Below are 19,156 nucleotides of genomic sequence, written 5' to 3'. Positions count from 1 at the left end.
CAAGATTCGTGCTGAAAATAATTTCACTGCATTTATAGTGCGCCTGAAAGTTCATGGGTTCACATGACACCATGCGCAGATTTTTTGATGAAAGGGATGGCTTTGATGGCCCGCAAAATTATTATCGACACAGATCCGGGGCAGGATGATGCATTGGCAATTCTGCTGGCACTGGCAAGTCCGGAGCTGGATGTGCTGGGTATTGTTGCTGTGGCCGGTAATGTGCCTTTGCCGCTGACGCAGAATAATTCTCTGAAAATTGCCGAGCTGGCAGGCAAGCCGCAGACAAAGGTTTTTGCAGGCGCGTCCAAGCCGCTGGTTCGCCCGCTGGTCACTGCAGAGGAAGTCCATGGCCGCACCGGTCTCGATGGTCCTGATCTGCCTGAGCCGGTCATGAAACTGCACAAGCAACATGGTGTGGATTTCATCATTGAAACTTTGTTGCATGAAGCTGCGGGCACAGTCACGCTTTGTGTTCTCGGACCTTTGACCAATATTGCACTGGCGCTGAATAAGGCTCCTGAAATTGCCTCGCGCATTCAGGAAATCGTGCTGATGGGCGGCGGTTTCTTTGAAGGCGGCAATATTACGCCGACCGCTGAGTTCAACTTCTATGTGGATCCGGAAGCGGCGAAAGTCGTCTATGCCTCCGGTGTGCCGATTGTAATGATGCCGCTGGATGTAACCCATAAGGCGCTGACAACCGCAAAACGTATTGAGGCTTTCCGCTCGCTTGGTAACAAGGTGGGTGATGCCTGCGTGGCAATGCTGGAGTTTTTCGAACGCTTTGATGAGGAAAAATACGGCACAGACGGCGGACCGTTGCATGATCCGAATGTGATTGCCTATTTGCTGAAGCCGGAACTCTATTCAGGCCGTCATTGCAATGTTGAGATCGAAACGGCGTCCGAACTTTGCCTCGGTATGTCGGTAATCGATTGGTGGGGTGTTACCAAACGCCCGAAAAATGCAATTGTGATGCGTGATGTTGACCATGAAGGTTTCTTCACATTGCTGACCGAGCGTATCGCAACGCTTTAAATATAGAGACGATAAAAAAGGCCGGAGAAATCTCCGGCCTTTTATTTTATTGGACTTCTGCCACGTAAGGAATGGAAGGCTGAGCGCCGGCTTTCAGGCAGGCGAGCGATGCGGCTTTTGCAGCGCGCTGGCAGGCATCACGCAAAGACAGGCCACTGTCGAGACCGGCTGCGAGATAGCCGCAGAATGTATCACCGGCACCAACTGTATCCACCGGTTTGATTTCCAGTGCAGGCAGGCTGTAATGCTCGTCCGGCGTTGCAACCATAATGCCCTGCGCGCCCAGCGTCACAATGATGGTGCGGCCATAATGTTCGGCAAAATCGATCATTCTGGCTTGACGGTCGTCACCGGACAATTCGAGCTGGACACTGGCCAGATCAAATTCCGTTTCATTGGCAACAATAATATCGGCGCGCGGCAGCAGGCTTGCGGCATCATCGCGCCAGGGTGCGGTATTGAGAATGCAGGTTGTGTCACTGGTTTCGGATGCGGCGATGGCTTTTTCCAGCGTCGGCAGCGGAATTTCCATTTGCAGCAGCAGATAGCCGCCATCCAGATCGGCAGTGTTCACATCGTCTTGCGTAACCAGACCATTGGCGCCCGGAATAACGATAATGGTATTTTCACCGCTGTCTTCAACAGTGATGAGCGCAATACCGGTGGCATCGCCGCGTGTAGCGACACGGGACAGATCAACACCATCAGCGCGCAGCAGAGCAACAGCCTGTGAAGCAAAGGCATCATCGCCAACAGCACCGACCATGCGTACGGATGCGCCGGCACGTGCAGCAGCGAGTGCCTGATTGGCACCTTTGCCGCCGGCGGCTGTTGAGAAGTTTCTGCCTGTGAGCGTTTCACCGGGCTCCGGCAGTTTCGGACTGCGGGCAATGAGGTCAAAATTAATCGAGCCGATAATCGTAATCATAAAACATCCGGTATTTAACCCGATCGTCAGCGGCGGCTGCGTGTCAGGGCGTTGGAAAAAGCACTTGCAAAGCTCTCGCGGTCATCGGGCGGCAAAAACCTGCCGATATCCAACGTTCTGCCGTCACTATGCAGCTGCATCTGGATAATGCCGATATCATCTTTGCGGGTAATGTGAAACCGTGTGCGGAAAGGATTAAACTGATATGCGCGAATACGGCCTGAAGCGGAGACTTGTCTGATGAGCAGCTGTTCGCGTGACACCGTAATTTCTTCCCGTTGTCTGGCGGCATAATAATTAAGCCGGAAAGCCAGATAGATCAGGGCAATGTCCAATCCGAACAGTCCGACCACCGGCCATGCGCCGATCTGCATGAAGACCATGCCGATACAGGCCCAGAGCAGCAGCAAGCTTAGAATCATAATCTGAAAACCGCGCGGTGAAAGCGAGCGGTAGGGAAGCAGGGTCGCGTTGAAAAACTGTGCGCCATAGGCGTCCGGATCAGCACCGTCCGGATGGTAGGGGGCATTCATGGCAATAACTCTCGGGGTCGCATATCGTTGATAAAAGCTCGTCGGCATAAAATGCTAGAGCAACCTTTGTACGCCCGAAAAAGAGCGCGGCACTCCAGCCTGCGGCAAGCTTGCAGATAGGCTTCTTGCTTATAGCTTACTATATAAATGCCATGCAGAACAACCAGACCCAGATTCCCGCAAAATCTCAGCGTCGTGTCAGCGGCACGCTTTACACACCGGCAGAAATCCATGAGATTTTCCGGCGTTTCTCTGTGCAACGTCCGGAGCCGAAAGGTGAGCTTGAGCACGTCAACACTTTCACGCTGCTGGTGGCGGTGATGCTGTCGGCGCAGGCAACCGATGCGGGCGTGAATAAAGCAACACGGGCATTGTTTGCCATTGCCGACACACCGCAAAAAATGGTCGATCTGGGTGAAGAGGTCGTTGGTGAGTATATCCGCACGATTGGCCTGTGGCGTAATAAGGCGAAGAACGCAATTTTACTGTCTCAGGCGCTGATTGATAATTTCGGCGGTGAAGTGCCGGGTGACCGTGATGCGCTGGTGACTTTGCCGGGAGTGGGGCGCAAAACCGCGAATGTGGTGCTCAATATGGCTTTTGGCCAGCCGACAATGGCGGTGGATACGCACATTCTGCGAATAGGCAACCGGATCGGCCTTGCGCCTTATAAAACACCGGATGAGATCGAAGCCAAGCTGGTGAAGATCATTCCGGCAGAATTTATGATGCATGCCCATCACTGGCTGATCCTGCATGGCCGCTATGTCTGCAAGGCCCGTACACCGGATTGCGCCAATTGCGTGATCGCCGATATTTGTAAATCGGCACAGAAAACCAATACTATTCCTGCGCCGCTGAAACGGATCGACGATTAAACACGGTGCAGAAGCTGGCGCAGGGCGGCAGTTGGTGCATCAAGCACGTGTGTCTTGTGACGGATAAGTGCAGCGGCATTTGCCATAGAGGTTTGCGCCAGAACCACCAGCTGGCTGCCCGCATCATGAGCGGCGTTCGCAGCATCTGCGATTGCTCTTTCATAGGCTTTGATCTCACCGGCACGGAATAAATCCCATGCGCCGTCAATCAGCCTGATATCGGGTGTGACCTGCGCATTGGCAAAGACCTGACGGAATAATTCTGTCGTCGGCTCCAGTGTTGTCGGGGCAGTGCACAGAACACTCACAGATAAACCGCTCTCCAGAGCCTGCTCTGCCAGAGCACGATCTGTGCGCAGAACCGGTTTGGCAAAACCGGCGCGGGCATTGTCAGCTATCGCGCCAAGGGTTGAACAGGTCACAAGAATTGCATCGGTTTCGGTCATGAGGCTTTGAATGATATGTAGCGTTGCCGTTTCAATGGCTGGCGTAATGCCTCCCTGCTGTTCTGTCGCTTCCAGCAACTCACTGTGAACCGCATGGCTGATATCTCCGGCATCAAGCTGCAAGGCTGCGGCAGTTTTCCCGAAAATTTCAATATTACTGGCGGCCGTATGCAGGCAGGCAATGCGCATCTGTTTCTCTGTCAGTTTCGGTTGTTTGTGACCGGTTTCTTACCGCTCAGGGCTTTATGCAGATGCACCATCATAGCGGCGGCAAAGAGCGGTGTCAGCAAATTGAGAAGCGGTATCGCCATAAATCCGGCAATCACCAGACCACCGAGAAAAACTGTAATCCGGTTTTCTTCACGGAAGGCTTTGGCACCATCCTTACCGCGATAGCGCATGGCTGCAAATTCAAAAAACTCACGACCGAGAAGATAGCCGTTGACGATGAAAAAGGCGATCAGATTAACGCCCGGTATCAGCAACATCAGCAGTGCGAATAAGTTGCCGAGGATGACCACTACCAGAAATTTGAGCGAATAGACGAGGGAACGGCCAACCGGCATCGGTGTGCCGGCCGGTTCATTGCTGTAATCTTCGCGCTCGATAATCTCTGCCACATCATCAAGAAACATACCTGCAATCAATGCAGTAACCGGTGCGATCAAAAAGGCGAGCAACAGCGCCAACACAAAACCGGCGGCAATCGCGGCCAACAGGCCGAGCCAGCTTGTCCAGTCCGGCATGGCAGGCAGCATATTTTCAAACCACGGCCACGCTAGCCAGAAAAAGAATTGCCGTGCCAGTGCCCATAATGCGATCAGCGCCAGCAGGGTCAGGCCGAGCGATTTCCACAGGACTGAGCGGAACTCCGGTGAGGGCAGGCGGTAGAGGGCATTAAGCGCGGCGGTGAGGATCATCGGGGCTCCGTCTTTTTTGTCTGGCGCGCATCTTATCCGAAAACCGCTTTACACTTTTCGGGATGCGCTCTTTTTCCGATAGATAGGGAGCCTGTACAGGTGCAACAAGATGAGCTTTTACAGATCGCCCGCTGTATTGATGAAAACGAAAACGCTTTTCTGCACTGGCAAAAAACACATTCCATAGATAGAACTGGTGCCGCAATGGATGCGAGGGCTGAGTTCCGGCCATCCGCAGCGAAGTTTTTATGGGAGTAAAAGCCATTTCTGCCGCCAAATATGACGTGTTATGCATCGGGAATGCAATTGTTGATATTATTTCCCGCACCGAAGATGATTTTCTGGTCAATAACGGCATTATCAAAGGTGCTATGAATTTGATCGACAGCGAAAGAGCCGAGCTGCTTTACAGCCGCAAAGGCCCTGCGATTGAAGCATCGGGCGGCAGCGCAGGCAATACTGCGGCAGGTGTGGCCAGTCTGGGCGGTCGCTCTGCCTATTTTGGCAAAGTTGCGATGGATCAGCTCGGCACGATTTTTACACATGATATTCGTAGTCAGGGTGTGGCGTTTGATACGGCACCATTGCAGGAAGGGGTACCAACCGCCCGTTCCATGATTTTTGTGACGCCCGATGGCGAGCGTTCCATGAATACTTATCTCGGTGCCTGCGTGGAGCTTGGTATTGAAGATATTGAAAGCTCTAAAGTCAGCACATCCAAACTGGTTTATTTTGAAGGTTATTTGTGGGATCCGCCACGCGCCAAAGAAGCAATTTTGCTGGCGGCGAAAATCGCCCATGAGCATGGCCGCGAAGTGGCTATGACCCTATCCGATCCGTTCTGTGTGGATCGTTACCGTGATGAGTTTCTGGATCTGATGCGCTCCGGTACTGTCGATATTGTTTTCGCCAATGAGGCGGAGGTTAAATCGCTCTATCAGACCTCATCTTTTGAGAGTGCGCTCGAAGCCTTGCGTGCCGATTGCAAACTGGCTGCAGTGACCCGCTCCGAACAGGGCTCGATCATTCTGCGTGGTGATGAAACAGTGGAAGTGCAGGCGATCGAAATTGACGCACTGGTCGATACAACCGGTGCAGGCGATCTTTATGCCGCCGGTTTCCTCTATGGCTATACCAATGATTATCAGCTGAAAGAATGCGGTGCGTTCGGCTCATTGGCTGCCGGTATTGTTATCCAGCAAATCGGCCCGCGTCCGCAGAATAATCTGAAAGATATTGCTGCGCAGGCGGGTCTTATAAAAGCCAGCTAAAGACATAAAACGAAACGGGGAGGGAGATATTACTTCCCGTTTTCATTCGTCGCGCACAATGCCGTCGCGTTTGAGTTCTTCTTCTGTGCGTCCGCGCCGCGCTTTGTGTGCAGGCAGTACCCAGCCGTAATACAAGGCACCGCCGCGGATCAGAAAGGCGATGCCGGTACCGGCCAGCACAGAGAATGTAATCGGTGCATTGAGCGCGCTCAGCGCCACGAACGTACAGGCACCGGCAAGCGCTGCGGAAATATAGATTTCACGACGCATCAATACGGACGGTTGTCCTGCCACCACATCGCGTAAGACGCCGCCCATTGTTGCGGTGAAAATACCGGCAACGATGGCCACCCATGCATTGAAACCGAGATGCAGTGCCTTTTCTGCGCCCATCACGCTGAACATCGCCATACCTATGGCATCAAGCCAGAGCAAAATACGATAACGCGATTCAACACGATGCGCGGTGAAATAGACCAGAATCGCAGCACTGGTGCCGATCAGCAGATAGAGCGGCTCGCGCACCCAGTTAACCGGTGTATTGCCCAGCATCAGATCACGCAGAGCGCCACCGCCGACGGCGGTCATATTGGCAAGAAAGATGAAGCCGATAATATCAAGACGGCAGCGCGAGGCAGCTAGCGCACCGGTTGCGGCAAAGACAAAGACACCGGCATAGTCGATAAAATCGATAAATGTCATGTCTTGTCCTCCTTTTATTAAGCAAATCGTACCGGGTTGCTTATGCTTGTGTAGCGCAATTTTATGAAAATTCAGTCCAATAAAAAGCGGACGCAAGGAAAGCCCTGCGCCCGTTTTTGTCTTTACACTGAGCGACTGAAACAGATGTTAAGCCGCAATGTCAGAATATTTTATTCTTTAGGACCGCCGCGTGAAACGCCGACCATGGCCGGACGCAGAACGCGGTCTCCAATGGCATAGCCGGTTTGCATAACCTGAACGACCGTATTATTCGGCACATCGGTATTAGGCACTTCAAAAATCGCCTGATGGAAATTCGGATCGAATTTTTGACCTTCCGGCGACAGCTGGGTCACGCCATGACGTTCCAGCGCATTGATCATTGCGCGTTCAGTCATTTCCACGCCTTCAGCCAATGCTTTCAGACCTGTGTCTTCAGCAAGTGCATCTGTCGGAATAGCATCCAGCGCGCGGCGCAGATTGTCGGAAACCGAAAGCATATCGCGGGCAAAATTGGTCACCGCATAGGCTTTCGCGTCCTGCATTTCGCGGGCAGTGCGTTTACGCAGATTTTCCATATCGGCAGCCAGACGCATCATCTGGTCTTTCAGCGCATTATTTTCCACCTGCAATTCGGCAAGCGGGTTGATGGCATCTTCCGCGGCAGCATCATCTTCTGCGGCTTCAGCAACTGCTTCATCCTTGCGCGCTTTCAGAAAATCATCAGCGGCACGCTTCAGAGCATCGCGGTCACGCGGATTATTCAGGTCGCGTTGTCCAAGATCTGGGGTTTCGCCGTTTTTCTTTTCGTCAGCCATTATTCTCTTCCGTCTTGAATCATATTGTCTGGGATATCGATGTTTGTGTGCTGAAAATCAAGGCCATCGCTCTGTGGCGCGGCAAATTAACAGGGTGAAACCGGTTTTAACCCCGCAACAGACGGGAAACCAGCGAGGCCGTATAATCCACCATCGGTACGATACGGGCATAATTGAGTCTTGTGGGGCCGATCACACCAAGCGCGCCGATGACCCGTTGTTCGGAGTCGCGATAGGGGGCAACCACCAATGAGGAACCAGACAGAGAGAATAGTTTATTCTCCGAACCAATGAAAATCCGCACACCGGAACCGGATTCGGCCAGATCCAGCAGCTGGATCATTCCCTCTTTGGTTTCCAGATCGTCAAATAGCAGGCGCAACCGCTCCAGATTATCCTGTGCGGAGATGTTTTCCAAAAGATTGGAACGTCCGCGCACGATCAGTCTGGTTTGCTGATCGCTGGCCGCGCCGCTCCACACTGCCAGCCCCTGTTCCACCAGATGCTGAGACAGGCTGTCGAGTGCCTGACGGGTTTCTTCCCGTAAGATTGCAATCTGTGCACGGGCTTCGGCAAGGGTTTTGCCGTGAATATGGGCATTAAGGAAATTAGAGGCCTCGATCAGCTGCGAAGAGGTGACACCTGCAGGCAGATCAATAACACGGTTTTCCACATCACCGCTCTGGGTAACCATCACAGCTAAAGCGCGGGTTGGTTCAAGGCGTACAAATTCAATATGTTTGAGTGCGCCTTCGGCCTTGGTGGCCAGCACCAGACCGGCGCCGCGTGACAGGCCGGAGAGAATCTGGCTGGCTTCAGTCAGGACATGTTCAACAGAATTATTATGTCCGGCAGCACGCACCTGATGTTCGATACTGCTGCGCTCATCGGCAGGCAGGTCGCTGACCTCCATAAAGGCATCGACAAAAAACCGTAAGCCCAACTGGGTCGGCATGCGTCCAGCAGAAATATGCGGCGAATATACCAGTCCCAGATGTTCCAGATCGCTCATTACATTGCGGATGGTAGCAGGAGATAAAGACAGGGGCAGCAGACGTGACAAATTACGTGACCCGACCGGCTCACCGTCATTCAGATAGCTCTCAACAATGCGCTGGAAAATATCGCGCGACCGCTGATCCAGCACTTGTAAAGGGGCATGCAGATTATCGGCACGCTCTGATCTGATCATTCGTCAATTTGCTCCGTTTATGAGCAATATATAGGCTATTGTCATGCGCGGGCAAAGGGCAGGATCAGTTGTTTGCATGATTAGTCGCCGATTTTCCTTTAAATTTGGTCACTTCGGTACAGAGCGGTTCATTTTGAAACCACTTCGCCTCTTTACCTGACGCAGTTTCGGACGGGTCGTAGCGGGGTAGGGAAATAGTCCGGCGAACTATTTTCCCCGCGAAGGCGGTTCCACTTTTCCTGAAACTGCTCTAGAAGCAAAACAAATGCCTTTCAAAGGTGTTATCAGATTATAATCAGGCTGCTGTCTTATTTTTATGCAGCATTGTTTTTAAAAGGAAAATCCATGCGTCCATCCAAACGCACTCCGGACGAAATGCGTGCAATCTCTTTTGAACGCGGTATTTCCAAACATGCGGAAGGCTCCTGCCTCGTCAAATTCGGCGACACTCATGTGCTATGCACCGCAAGCCTTGAAGAAAAGGTTCCGGGCTGGATGCGCAACAGCGGTAAAGGCTGGGTCACGGCGGAATATGGCATGCTGCCGCGCTCAACCGGCGATCGTATGCGTCGTGAAGCCGCCAGCGGTAAACAGGGTGGTCGCACACAGGAGATTCAGCGTCTGATCGGCCGTTCATTGCGCGCTGTTGTGGATATGCAGGCTCTGGGTGAATATCAGATCACTGTTGACTGCGATGTTATTCAGGCTGATGGCGGCACCCGTACTGCGGCGATTACCGGCGGCTGGGTTGCGTTGCATGATTGCCTGCGCTGGATGGAAGCCCGCCAGATGGTGAAGGTCGACAAGGTTCTCAAAGACCATGTTGCTGCTATTTCCTGCGGTATTTATGAAGGTGTGCCGGTGATCGATCTGGATTATCCGGAAGATTCATCCGCACAAGCTGATGCGAATTTCGTAATGACCGGTCGCGGCGGTATTGTTGAAGTGCAGGGTACTGCCGAAGGTGAGCCATTCACGGATGATGAGTTTGCGGCGCTGATGGTGCTGGCACGCAACGGTATCAAGCGTCTGGTTGACCTGCAGAAAATGGCTGTTTCTTAATTCGGAAACAGGCTGCTCTGAATGCATTCTGAATTATCCAATAATTTAATTGGATAATTCACCCGATCGTGAGCGGAGGTCAAACCGGAACCTGTTATAAACAGGCCGGAGTATTTCCGTAACAATGATGACCGGCAGGAGATTCATAATGCAAAACGAGCAGCTGAAACCGAAACATATTCTTGAAACTGCGCTCTATGTGCGTGATATCGAAGAGGCGGTGCAGTTCTACCGCGATATTCTGGGGCTGGAACTGGCATTGCCCTATAATCATCGCAATGCATTTTTTCGCTGCGGTACAGGAGTTTTGCTGATTTTTGATGCAAAAGAGACTGTAAAACCGGCGCCGGAAGGTGCGCTACCGATCCCGACCCACGGTACGACCGGCGCAGGTCATATGTGTTTTGCCGCCAGCCGCGAGGACATCGCGGATTGGAGGCAGCATTTTGAGAAGCATGGCATAGAGATTGAGCGTGAATTTGATTGGCCGAATGGCGCGCGCTCCCTTTACATCCGCGACCCTTCAGGTAATTCACTGGAATTCGCTGAACCCAAATTATGGAATAATGGATAAACTGATGAGAGAGCTGAGCAAAGGCAAACTGGTTGTTGCAAGTCACAATGCAGGCAAGCTGAAAGAGTTTGCGGATCTGATCGGGCCATTCGGTTTTGATACCCAGTCCGCCGGTCAGCTTGGTCTGCCTGAGCCGGATGAAAACGGTACAACCTTTGAACAGAATGCTTACATTAAAGCTTTTGCTGCGGCTGAAGCTACCGGTCTGCCGGCTCTCTCGGATGATTCCGGTATGATGGTTGATGCGCTGGGCGGTGAGCCTGGTGTTTACACAGCCAATTGGGCAGAACTACCGGATGGCAGCCGCGATTTCAATATGGCGATGGGCAAAGTCATCGATAAGCTTGAAGCCGCAGGCTCATTGCAGCCGGAACAGCGTAAAGGCCGCTTTGTTTCCGTGATCTGCCTGTGCTGGCCGGATGGTCATGCAGAATATTACCGCGGTGAAGTGGAAGGCCAGATTGTTACGCCACGCGGCAATGACGGCTTTGGTTTCGATCCGTTGTTCCTGCCGGATGGTTATGACAAGACATTCGGTGAAATGACCGCGACGGAAAAACATGGCTGGAAACCGGGTGATGCGCATGCCTTGTCGCATCGTGCACGCGCATTCAAATTGTTTGCCGAAGCAAAATTTGCCATGGCGGATGTTAAATAATGCAGTCCCTGTCTGCTGTCGCTAATGCAAATAGTGTGAACCCGCTGCCCATCTTGCAGGCAGACGGGGATCATGCTTTCGGCATTTATCTGCATTGGCCGTTCTGCATGGCCAAATGTCCTTATTGCGATTTTAACTCGCATGTGCGGCATCAGCCGGTGGATCAGCCGCGTTTTGCGCAGAGCTTTCTGCGTGAAATGGCGACTTTGCGCGAGCGGACAGGACCACGCACTGTTACCAGTATCTTTCTTGGTGGCGGCACACCATCGCTGATGCAGCCGCAAACCGTCGGCGCTTTGCTGGACGGTATCGCCAAATACTGGTCCGTTGCCGAGAATATTGAAGTATCGCTGGAGGCCAATCCGACCAGTGTGGAGGCCGACCGTTTTCGTGGCTACCGCGCTGCCGGTGTCAATCGTGTATCGCTCGGTGTACAGGCGCTGAATGACCGCGATCTCAAGCGTCTCGGGCGGTTGCATTCTGTTGCCGAGGCAAAAGTGGCGATTGGTCTGGCACGTGAGATTTTCCCGCGCTTGTCTTTTGATCTGATTTATGCCCGTCCTGACCAGACAATTGCTGACTGGAATGCGGAATTGCGCGAGGCTGTAGCCCTCGCAGCCGATCATTTGTCGCTCTATCAGTTGACAATTGAAGAAGGCACGCAGTTCTATAATCTTTGGAAGGCTGGCAAGCTGACCACGCCGGAGCCGGATCATGCCGCCGCACTTTATGAAGAAACCCAGCGCGTGACGGCAGAACTGGGGCTTCCGGCCTATGAGATTTCCAACCATGCGGTTGCAGGGCGCGAGTCCCAGCATAATCTGGTCTATTGGCGCTATGGCGAATATGTCGGCGTCGGCCCTGGTGCGCATGGACGTTTCCGTGAGAACGGCACACGCACGGTGACCATTACCGAGAAACATCCGGAAACATGGGTGGATAAGGTTGAAGCCTCCGGTCACGGTATTATTGAAGAAGAATATCTGACAGCAGAACAGGAAGGCGATGAGTTTCTGATGATGGGGCTGCGTCTGAAAGAGGGCGTTGATCTTAACCGCTATCAGAAACTGACCGGCCATGGTCTGAAACCGCAGCGGCTTGCTCAGTTGCAGGAACAGAATTTTCTGGAGCTGCTGGATGGTAGTTACCTGCGCGCCACGCCGGATGGTGCTTTGCTGCTCAATACGCTGGTCGCTGAACTGACTGCGTAAATCTTAGACAAGGATATGTTGTGGAAGACAATTTACAGGAAACGCGCAGCTATGTGGTCGGGGAGCAGACTTTCCGCGCCCGCCCGATTGAGCCTGCGCTCTATATTGTCGCCACGCCGATCGGTAATCTCGGTGATATAACCTTGCGGGCGCTGGAAGTGTTGGCTTCCGCCAATGTGCTGGCCTGCGAGGATACACGCGTCACCCGTGTTTTGCTCAACCGTTTTGCGATTGCCCGTCGTCCTATTGCCTATCACGAGCATAATGCTGCTGAAGCCGGTCCGAAAATTCTGGAGGCACTGGCATCCGGTAAAAGCGTGGCACTGGTTTCCGATGCCGGTACACCGTTGGTGTCTGATCCGGGCTATCGTCTGGTCGAGGAAGCCCGCAATGCCGGTTATAAAGTGGTGCCGGTGCCTGGTGCTTCTGCGGTGATGGCGGCTTTGATGGCCTCCGGTCTGCCGACTGACAGTTTCATGTTTTGCGGATTTTTGCCTTCTAAACAGGGGCAGCGCCGCAACAAGCTTGAAACCTACAAGATCATTGATACGACGTTGATCTTTTTTGAATCACCCAACCGTGCTTCGGATACTTTGCAGGATATGGCAGCCGTTTTCGGCGCGGATCGCCCTGCCGCTTTGTGCCGTGAACTGACCAAAGCCTATGAGACTTTCTCAACCTCGACTTTGGGTGAGCTGTGCGAGCAATATGACGGTGAAGACCGTATTCGCGGTGAAGTGGTTTTGCTGGTCGGTGCGCCATTGCAAAACTCCGTACCGGTGACCGAGCAGGATATTGATGCTCTGTTGCTCTCGCTTGCACAGGAGCTTTCACCGTCTAAAGCTGCGGGTGAAGCCTCCCGTATGACCGGTAAACAAAAAGGCGAGCTGTATCAGCGTTTGATGATATTGAAGGCGAATAACTGATGCGTCAAACCCGCCGCGCATGTCTCCCAAAAGTGTGAAGCGGTTTTGGGGAGAAGACATGCGCAAAAACAAAGCGAAGCAGCAGGCATTTTCTCGCGGAATACGGGCGGAGCGGCTGGCCGCTTTTGCTCTGATGCTTAAAGGTTTTCGTATTGTCGAGCGGCGCTATAAAACCCGCTTTGGCGAGATTGATCTGATTGCCAGACGTGGCACTCTTGTACTGATCGTTGAGGTTAAAGCGCGTACTTCCGTTGAAGCGGCAATGGAAGCTGTCAGTACTATGAATCTGTACCGGATTGAATCCGCTGCCGATCATTGGCTTGCCCGTCAGCCGGATTATGACAGGCTTTCTCTGCGCTTTGATCTTATCGCGGTGCTGCCGCGCCGCTGGCCGGTGCATATTCCGGCGGCTGTCAGTTTCCGGAACTAAATTTCACGAAATTTGCAAAACGCGAAAAAGCGATGCGGCGCAGCGGGCAAGCGCACAAGCCTGTTGCTTATAAGTGGTCGCAGAATACGCGATACTCGGCACAATCTTTAACCACCCTTTGAAAGGTGCTGATTGTGACGGCTCACCCAACCAGATTAACGGCTTTTCCGGCTTTCTTCCGTGTGGACAGCGCGGCAGTGCTGATTGTCGGCGGTGGGGAAGAAGCGCTGAACAAGGCACGCCTGATTGCTGAAACCACAGCTCAAATCCGCATTGTTGTGCCGGAAGGTGAGACGCCGGAGCCTGATCTGGTGCAGTTCGTGCTGGATGGTGGCTATCATTTACGTACCGGTATTTTGCAGGACAATGATTTCTCTCAGGTGAAACTGGCTTTTGTGGCGACGGGTGATGCCGCACAGGACGCAAAAATCGCTGATGAGATAAGAGCGCGGCATATTCCGGTCAATGTGGTCGACAGGCCGCATCTCTGCGATTTTTTCACACCGGCACTGGTGGCACATGCGCCGGTGGCCGTAGCAATCGGCACGGAAGGCGCAGGACCGGTATTGGCGCAGAAACTGCGTCGCGAAATCGGTGCCGCTTTATCTCCGCAAACCGGAGCGCTGGCACAACTGGCAGCTGACTATCGCCACAAGGTGGAAAGCACGCTGCCTAAAGGCGTCACGCGACGCCAGTTTTGGGATGTGTTCTTCAATGGTGCAGTGGCACGAGCAGTTGAGCGCGGTGATCTGAACCTTGCGCGGGAACTGGCTGATCAGGCTCTGACTGAGGTGAATATCCCTTCCGGTTATGTCTGGCTGGTCGGGGCAGGGCCAGGGGCTGAAGACCTATTGACCTTGCGTGCCCAGCGTGTGCTGATGCAGGCAGATGTGATCCTCTACGATGCGCTGGTGCCGGAGAGCGTGGTTGCCATGGGCAGGCGCGATGCGGTGCGTGTTCCGGTGGGAAAACGCAAAGGCTGCCACAGCAAAAGTCAGGATGAAATCAACCAGTTGCTTGTTGAGCTTGCTCAAGACGGGCAGCGCGTGGTGCGGCTCAAATCCGGTGATCCGCTGGTTTTTGGCCGTGCCGGTGAAGAAATGGCGGCGTTGCGTGCAGCCGGTGTCAGTTTCGAGATTGTGCCCGGTATTACCTCAGCTATTGCAGCTGCCGCTGATATGCAGTTGCCTTTGACATTGCGTGGTGTTGCATCCTCCCTGATTTTCACCACCGGTCACGATATGACGGGGGACATCCTGCCGGATTGGGCGCGGCTTGCGCTCAGCGGCGCGACCATTGCCGTTTATATGGGCGCAAGCGTTGCTGCATCGGTTGCAAGTCGCCTGATCGCTGCCGGTCTGCATGAGGATACGGCGGTCGCCGTGGTGGAAAATGCCGGACGCATAGAGCGCGTAATGCTGCATGGCCTCTTAAAAGATCTGGCTCAACTGGAAAATCATAATGAGCTGCAAGGACCGGTGATGGTGATCATCGGTGATGCGGTCGCCGGTGCCTCGCTTGAAGGTGCCCGCCCGTTTGCGCAGCAACTGATAAGCACATCGGAGCTGCATATCTTGCAGGCCGGTGAAAAGGAGAAAGCATAATGACAGTCAAAGTCCTGAGTGCCAATCGTCTGAGCGACGGTGTTTCGGTCTGGCTTGCTGCGGACGGCCACTGGGCCAGCTCCATACGCGGTGCATTGCTGGCACGTCATCCCGAGGCGGTTGCGGCACTGGAAGCTGCCGGTCAGCTGGCCAGCCGTTTTGATGAGGTGGTGGATATCAATCTGATTGAGGTCGAGGAGCGTGGTGTCGAACTGTTTCCGGTTCGTCTGCGCGAGCGCATCCGCCTGTCAGGCCCCACGATCACCCCTGTGGTACGGCTGCATTCGGTCGCCGGTTGAGTTTTAATGCGCGTTGGGAGAGGGTTAAATGTACCGGTATGATGAGTTTGACCGCGAATTTGTTTTCGCCCGTGTGGAGCAGTTTCGCGATCAGGTGGCACGTCGTTTAAGCGGCGAGCTGAGCGAAGATCACTTCAAGCCGCTGCGGCTGATGAACGGCGTCTATCTGCAACTCCATGCCTATATGCTGCGTATTGCTATTCCTTACGGCACTTTATCCTCGCGTCAGATGCGTAAGCTGGCGCATATTGCCCGTGTCTATGACCGTGGTTACGGGCATTTCACAACGCGGCAGAACTTGCAGTTCAACTGGCCGAAGCTCACCGATATTCCTGCCATTCTGGAAGAACTGGCCGAGGTGGAGATGCATGCCATCCAGACCTCCGGCAATTGCATCCGCAATGTGACAGCCGATCATTTTGCCGGAGCGGCACGGGATGAAGTGGCCGATCCGCGCCCTTATGCCGAGATTTTGCGGCAATGGTCGTCACTGCATCCGGAATTTTCCTATCTGCCGCGCAAATTCAAAATCGCGGTAACTGGTGCAGAGGCAGATCGTGCAGCCATTCAGGTGCATGATATCGGGTTGCATTTGAAAGAGAGCGAACAAGGGCAGCGTGGCTTTGCGGTCTATATCGGCGGCGGGCAGGGGCGCACGCCGATGATCGCCAAGAAGGTGCGGGATTTTCTGCCGGAAGCGGATTTGCTAACCTATATTACCGCTATTGTGCGGGTTTATAATCTCCATGGCCGCCGTGATAATAAATATAAGGCCCGTATCAAAATCCTCGTTCATGAAACCGGACTGGAGGATTTGCAGGCACAGATTGAAGCCGAATGGCAGGTGATTAAAGACAGTGATCTGAAACTGCCGGAAACGGATATTGCAGCCATCAATACCTATTTTGCAGCCCCCTTATTGCCGGAACGGGCAGAGGGACACGGGCTTGTGGCTGCCACACGTAAAAATGATGCGGCTTTTGCTTCGTGGTTTTCCCGCAATGTGACATCACATAAACACCCTGATTATGGTGTGGTGACAATCTCGCTCAAAGCCATCGGGGAAATTCCGGGGGATGCGTCAGCCGATCAGATGGATATTGTGGCCGATCTGGCTGAGCGCTTTTCGCAAAGTGAAATCCGTGTCAGTCATGAGCAAAATCTGGTGCTGCCGCATGTGGCGCTGGCCGATTTGCCTGTGCTTTATGCGCAATTGCAGCAGGCCGGTCTTGCCACAGCCAATGCAGGGCTGATTACCGATATTATTGCCTGCCCGGGGCTCGATTATTGCGCGCTGGCCAATGCCCGTTCCATCCCTGTGGCGCAACGTATTTCCGAGCGTTTCGGTTCGCAGGCGCGGCAGGAAGAAATCGGTGATCTGAAGATCAAAATTTCCGGCTGCATCAATGCCTGTGGCCATCACCATGTCGGGCATATCGGGATTCTCGGTGTGGAGAAAAAGGGCGAGGAACTGTACCAGATCACGCTCGGCGGTTCCGGCGATGAACAGACATCTATCGGTGACATTACTGGTCGTGGTTTTTCTTCTGAAGACGTGGTGGATGCTATTGAGACGGTGGTCAATACCTATCTGAATATCCGCAGTGCACCTCAGGAAAGTTTTCTCGAAACCTATCGACGCTTAGGGGCGCAGCCGTTTAAAACCGCACTTTACGGGGAGGCTGCCCATGCAGCCTGATACGCATCAACGGGTTGCGGACAGGGTTCAGCATCTCAATCATCTTTATGGTGAGGCTCCGGCTGAGGATATTATTGCTGCCAGTGTGCAGGAATTTGGCGCAGGGCTGGCTGCGGTATCCTCTTTCGGTGCGGATTCTGCAATTTTGCTGCATCTGATTGCGCAGGTGCAGCCGTCTCTGCCGATTTTGTTTTTGCAAACCAATAAGCATTTTCCGGCAACATTGCGCTATCAGGCGCAACTGGTGCAGGAACTGGGGCTGACAGATGTCCGCGATCTTCTGCCGGACGCGAGTGCTTTGAAAACCCATGATCCGCTGAGCGCTCTGTGCCTGACAGACAAAGACCGTTGTTGCGATTTACGCAAAGTCCAGCCGCTTGCACAGGGCATCGCACCATTTCAGGCATGGTTCACGGGGCGCAAGCAATTTCAGGCGGCTACGCGTAACAGTCTGCCCGCTTTCGAGGTTGTGGGGCAGCATATCCGCATCAATCCTCTCAAAGACTGGAATGCAGAACAGCTGAAAACCTATCGCGAGGCGCATCATCTGCCGTCGCATCCGCTGGTGGAGCAGGGTTACCGCTCTATTGGTTGTATGCCATGCACGCGGCCGGTCAGTGATGATGAAGATCAGCGGGCAGGACGTTGGTCCGGTTCGGGTAAAACCGAATGCGGTATTCATCTGGGTGGTCTCGAACAGCATTTGCATAAGGATAAAACAAAGGGAGCAGATGCATGACGGATGTTGCATTGCCTGTCGTCTGGTCACGCAACGGCCTGACCGGGGATGAATTTGTCGCGATTGAGACGCTTGAGGAAATTACGGATCATACAGCTGTGCTTTTATCGCTCGCCCTTTGGTCAGAGCTGAACACACAGCCAAACCGTCTGCGCAAAAGTATCCGTATCGGTGTGCGGGTTGAAGCCGGTGAGGCGCTCGACACTTTGCTGGATGATCTGGCACATATTGATATTCTGGTGCTGGATTTTCCGGCTTTCAACGACGGACGGTCTTTTTCCAAGGCTGCACGGCTTCGCACCCATTACGGATTTTCCGGTGAGATCAGGGCATCAGGTGCCGTTCATATTGATCAGATCGGCGCTATGCTGCGCGCTGGTTTTGATACTTTGCAGATTAGTGATGCGCGGACTTTGCGGCGTCTGCTGGCTGGCGAATTGCATGATGCCGGTCTGTATTATCAGCCTGTTGCCGGTGGTATTCATGGTGCGGAGCAGGGACTGGCAGGCTATAGCTGGCGGCGACGACAGGGGTTCTAAACGGCTGGTTGGTCTTCCGGCCTGAATGGTGGGAGATTGTGCCAAATCACGGCATCGGCATCGGGAAACAGGAATAAAGCTTGTTTTATGTGCCGAAAACATTATCTACCATAAAGCGCATCCCGAAAAGTGCGAAGCGGTTTTCGGAACAAGATGCGCGTAAAAACAAAGAGATAGAGCATTTCTAATGATTCAGTATTAGCTGGAAACGCTCTAATATCACCCCACGTCTGCGCTACTCAAAAGGCATTGTTGTGAGTTCTGATACGCTTCTCATTCATGTTACCGACCAAAAAGGCGAGCGCCATACGCTTGAGGCTCTCGAGGGCTTTCGCGTTATGGAGGTTATCCGTGACTGGGGGCTGAATATTAAAGCGGAATGCGGTGGTGCCTGTGCCTGCGGCACCTGTCATGTCTATGTGACACCGGAATGGGCGGGTAAGCTCTATGATCCGCAGGATGAAGAACTGGATCAGCTCGACCAGACCTTCCATGTCGAGGATAATTCGCGGCTTTCCTGCCAGATTATTATGACGCAGGATCTGAACGGGCTTGAAGTCCGGCTTGCTCCGGGTACTGAAGCAGACCGTGAAGCGGCTTAATGCCCAATTTTCACATTGAATTGAAGATGACTTTTCCGGCGCCCATATGATAGATAACCATTCTTCATATCAACCGGCTGGTTA

At 53.3% G+C, this 19,156-nt stretch carries 23 protein-coding genes; 16 read left to right on the top strand and 7 right to left on the bottom strand.

What is annotated here, in order from left to right; all coding sequences use genetic code 11:
* Positions 1-105 precede the first annotated feature (105 nt).
* Positions 106-1,041, top strand: a complete 936-nt coding sequence (locus HBA93_RS01660) for a nucleoside hydrolase (protein ID WP_121992266.1) — start codon at positions 106-108, stop codon at positions 1,039-1,041.
* A 46-nt stretch (positions 1,042-1,087) separates the two neighbouring features.
* Here HBA93_RS01660 and HBA93_RS01655 read toward each other — a convergent pair whose 3' ends face one another.
* Positions 1,088-1,969, bottom strand: coding sequence for a ribokinase (locus HBA93_RS01655; protein ID WP_221722104.1), 882 nt, complete (start codon positions 1,967-1,969; stop codon positions 1,088-1,090).
* Between the two features lie 26 nt (positions 1,970-1,995).
* Positions 1,996-2,502, bottom strand: a complete 507-nt coding sequence (locus HBA93_RS01650; RefSeq protein WP_221722103.1) for a DUF2244 domain-containing protein — start codon at positions 2,500-2,502, stop codon at positions 1,996-1,998.
* Positions 2,503-2,654: 152 nt separating this feature from the next.
* Between HBA93_RS01650 and nth the strand changes: the two genes are divergently transcribed.
* Entirely contained in the window at positions 2,655-3,380 is a 726-nt protein-coding gene (gene nth, locus HBA93_RS01645) for an endonuclease III (RefSeq protein ID WP_221722192.1), read from the top strand.
* Here nth and HBA93_RS01640 read toward each other — a convergent pair.
* Both HBA93_RS01640 and HBA93_RS01635 read right to left on the bottom strand, forming a co-directional pair.
* A complete protein-coding gene (locus HBA93_RS01640) occupies positions 3,377-4,015 on the bottom strand; it encodes an aspartate/glutamate racemase family protein (RefSeq protein ID WP_221722102.1) in 639 nt (212 codons plus the stop codon). The genes nth and HBA93_RS01640 overlap by 4 nt on opposite strands.
* An 11-nt stretch (positions 4,016-4,026) precedes the next feature.
* Complete coding sequence (locus HBA93_RS01635) at positions 4,027-4,746, bottom strand: sulfate transporter family protein (RefSeq protein ID WP_221722101.1); 720 nt, start codon at positions 4,744-4,746, stop codon at positions 4,027-4,029.
* A gap of 99 nt (positions 4,747-4,845) precedes the next feature.
* Between HBA93_RS01635 and HBA93_RS01630 the strand changes: the two genes are divergently transcribed.
* Together HBA93_RS01630 and HBA93_RS01625 are read left to right on the top strand one after the other, a co-directional pair.
* Complete coding sequence (locus HBA93_RS01630) at positions 4,846-5,004, top strand: hypothetical protein (protein WP_156831414.1); 159 nt, start codon at positions 4,846-4,848, stop codon at positions 5,002-5,004.
* Positions 4,995-6,017, top strand: a complete 1,023-nt coding sequence (locus HBA93_RS01625; protein ID WP_022710714.1) for an adenosine kinase — start codon at positions 4,995-4,997, stop codon at positions 6,015-6,017. Before HBA93_RS01630 ends, HBA93_RS01625 begins: the two co-directional genes overlap by 10 nt.
* A gap of 42 nt (positions 6,018-6,059) precedes the next feature.
* On the opposite strand, the gene HBA93_RS01620 is transcribed toward HBA93_RS01625, so the two are convergent.
* From HBA93_RS01620 to hrcA, 3 genes are all read right to left on the bottom strand, one after another.
* On the bottom strand, positions 6,060-6,719 hold the full coding sequence (locus HBA93_RS01620) for a trimeric intracellular cation channel family protein (RefSeq protein ID WP_122094049.1): 660 nt from the start codon (positions 6,717-6,719) through the stop codon (positions 6,060-6,062).
* A 170-nt stretch (positions 6,720-6,889) separates the two neighbouring features.
* Positions 6,890-7,537 (bottom strand): nucleotide exchange factor GrpE, encoded by a 648-nt coding sequence (grpE, locus tag HBA93_RS01615; protein WP_122094048.1) that lies wholly within the window; start codon positions 7,535-7,537, stop codon positions 6,890-6,892.
* A gap of 106 nt (positions 7,538-7,643) precedes the next feature.
* Positions 7,644-8,729 (bottom strand): heat-inducible transcriptional repressor HrcA, encoded by a 1,086-nt coding sequence (gene hrcA, locus HBA93_RS01610; RefSeq protein ID WP_221722100.1) that lies wholly within the window; start codon positions 8,727-8,729, stop codon positions 7,644-7,646.
* A 345-nt stretch (positions 8,730-9,074) separates the two neighbouring features.
* On the opposite strand from hrcA, the gene rph reads away from it, so the two are divergent.
* The 12 genes from rph to HBA93_RS01550 all read left to right on the top strand — a co-directional run bounded on the left by rph (position 9,075) and on the right by HBA93_RS01550 (position 19,072).
* A complete protein-coding gene (gene rph / locus HBA93_RS01605) occupies positions 9,075-9,791 on the top strand; it encodes a ribonuclease PH (RefSeq protein ID WP_221722099.1) in 717 nt (238 codons plus the stop codon).
* A gap of 163 nt (positions 9,792-9,954) precedes the next feature.
* Positions 9,955-10,365, top strand: coding sequence for a VOC family protein (locus HBA93_RS01600; protein ID WP_221722191.1), 411 nt, complete (start codon positions 9,955-9,957; stop codon positions 10,363-10,365).
* 4 nt (positions 10,366-10,369) lie between these two features.
* Positions 10,370-11,023 (top strand): RdgB/HAM1 family non-canonical purine NTP pyrophosphatase, encoded by a 654-nt coding sequence (gene rdgB, locus HBA93_RS01595; protein WP_221722098.1) that lies wholly within the window; start codon positions 10,370-10,372, stop codon positions 11,021-11,023.
* On the top strand, positions 11,023-12,234 hold the full coding sequence (hemW, locus tag HBA93_RS01590) for a radical SAM family heme chaperone HemW (RefSeq protein ID WP_221722097.1): 1,212 nt from the start codon (positions 11,023-11,025) through the stop codon (positions 12,232-12,234). The genes rdgB and hemW overlap by 1 nt, the downstream gene beginning before the upstream one ends.
* 20 nt (positions 12,235-12,254) lie before the next feature.
* Positions 12,255-13,160: a 16S rRNA (cytidine(1402)-2'-O)-methyltransferase gene (rsmI, locus tag HBA93_RS01585; RefSeq protein WP_221722096.1), complete on the top strand. Its 906-nt coding sequence runs from the start codon at positions 12,255-12,257 to the stop codon at positions 13,158-13,160.
* Between the two features lie 58 nt (positions 13,161-13,218).
* Positions 13,219-13,590: a YraN family protein gene (locus HBA93_RS01580; RefSeq protein WP_221722095.1), complete on the top strand. Its 372-nt coding sequence runs from the start codon at positions 13,219-13,221 to the stop codon at positions 13,588-13,590.
* Between the two features lie 125 nt (positions 13,591-13,715).
* Positions 13,716-15,194 (top strand): siroheme synthase CysG, encoded by a 1,479-nt coding sequence (cysG, locus tag HBA93_RS01575; RefSeq protein ID WP_221722094.1) that lies wholly within the window; start codon positions 13,716-13,718, stop codon positions 15,192-15,194.
* Positions 15,194-15,493, top strand: coding sequence for a DUF2849 domain-containing protein (locus HBA93_RS01570; protein WP_221722093.1), 300 nt, complete (start codon positions 15,194-15,196; stop codon positions 15,491-15,493). The genes cysG and HBA93_RS01570 overlap by 1 nt, the downstream gene beginning before the upstream one ends.
* A 28-nt stretch (positions 15,494-15,521) precedes the next feature.
* On the top strand, positions 15,522-17,192 hold the full coding sequence (locus tag HBA93_RS01565) for a nitrite/sulfite reductase (RefSeq protein WP_221722092.1): 1,671 nt from the start codon (positions 15,522-15,524) through the stop codon (positions 17,190-17,192).
* A complete protein-coding gene (locus HBA93_RS01560) occupies positions 17,182-17,931 on the top strand; it encodes a phosphoadenylyl-sulfate reductase (RefSeq protein ID WP_221722091.1) in 750 nt (249 codons plus the stop codon). The genes HBA93_RS01565 and HBA93_RS01560 overlap by 11 nt, the downstream gene beginning before the upstream one ends.
* A complete protein-coding gene (locus HBA93_RS01555; protein ID WP_221722090.1) occupies positions 17,928-18,470 on the top strand; it encodes a DUF934 domain-containing protein in 543 nt (180 codons plus the stop codon). The genes HBA93_RS01560 and HBA93_RS01555 overlap by 4 nt, the downstream gene beginning before the upstream one ends.
* Positions 18,471-18,724: 254 nt before the next feature.
* Positions 18,725-19,072, top strand: a complete 348-nt coding sequence (locus HBA93_RS01550; RefSeq protein ID WP_121991944.1) for a 2Fe-2S iron-sulfur cluster-binding protein — start codon at positions 18,725-18,727, stop codon at positions 19,070-19,072.
* The last annotated feature ends 84 nt before the right edge of the window (positions 19,073-19,156 follow it).

The organism is Ochrobactrum sp. SFR4 (genome assembly GCF_019730395.1).
GTDB lineage: Bacteria > Pseudomonadota > Alphaproteobacteria > Rhizobiales > Rhizobiaceae > Pseudochrobactrum.
The sequence above is the reverse complement of the archived record's forward strand: the minus strand, read 5'-3'. Positions and strand labels throughout refer to the sequence as shown.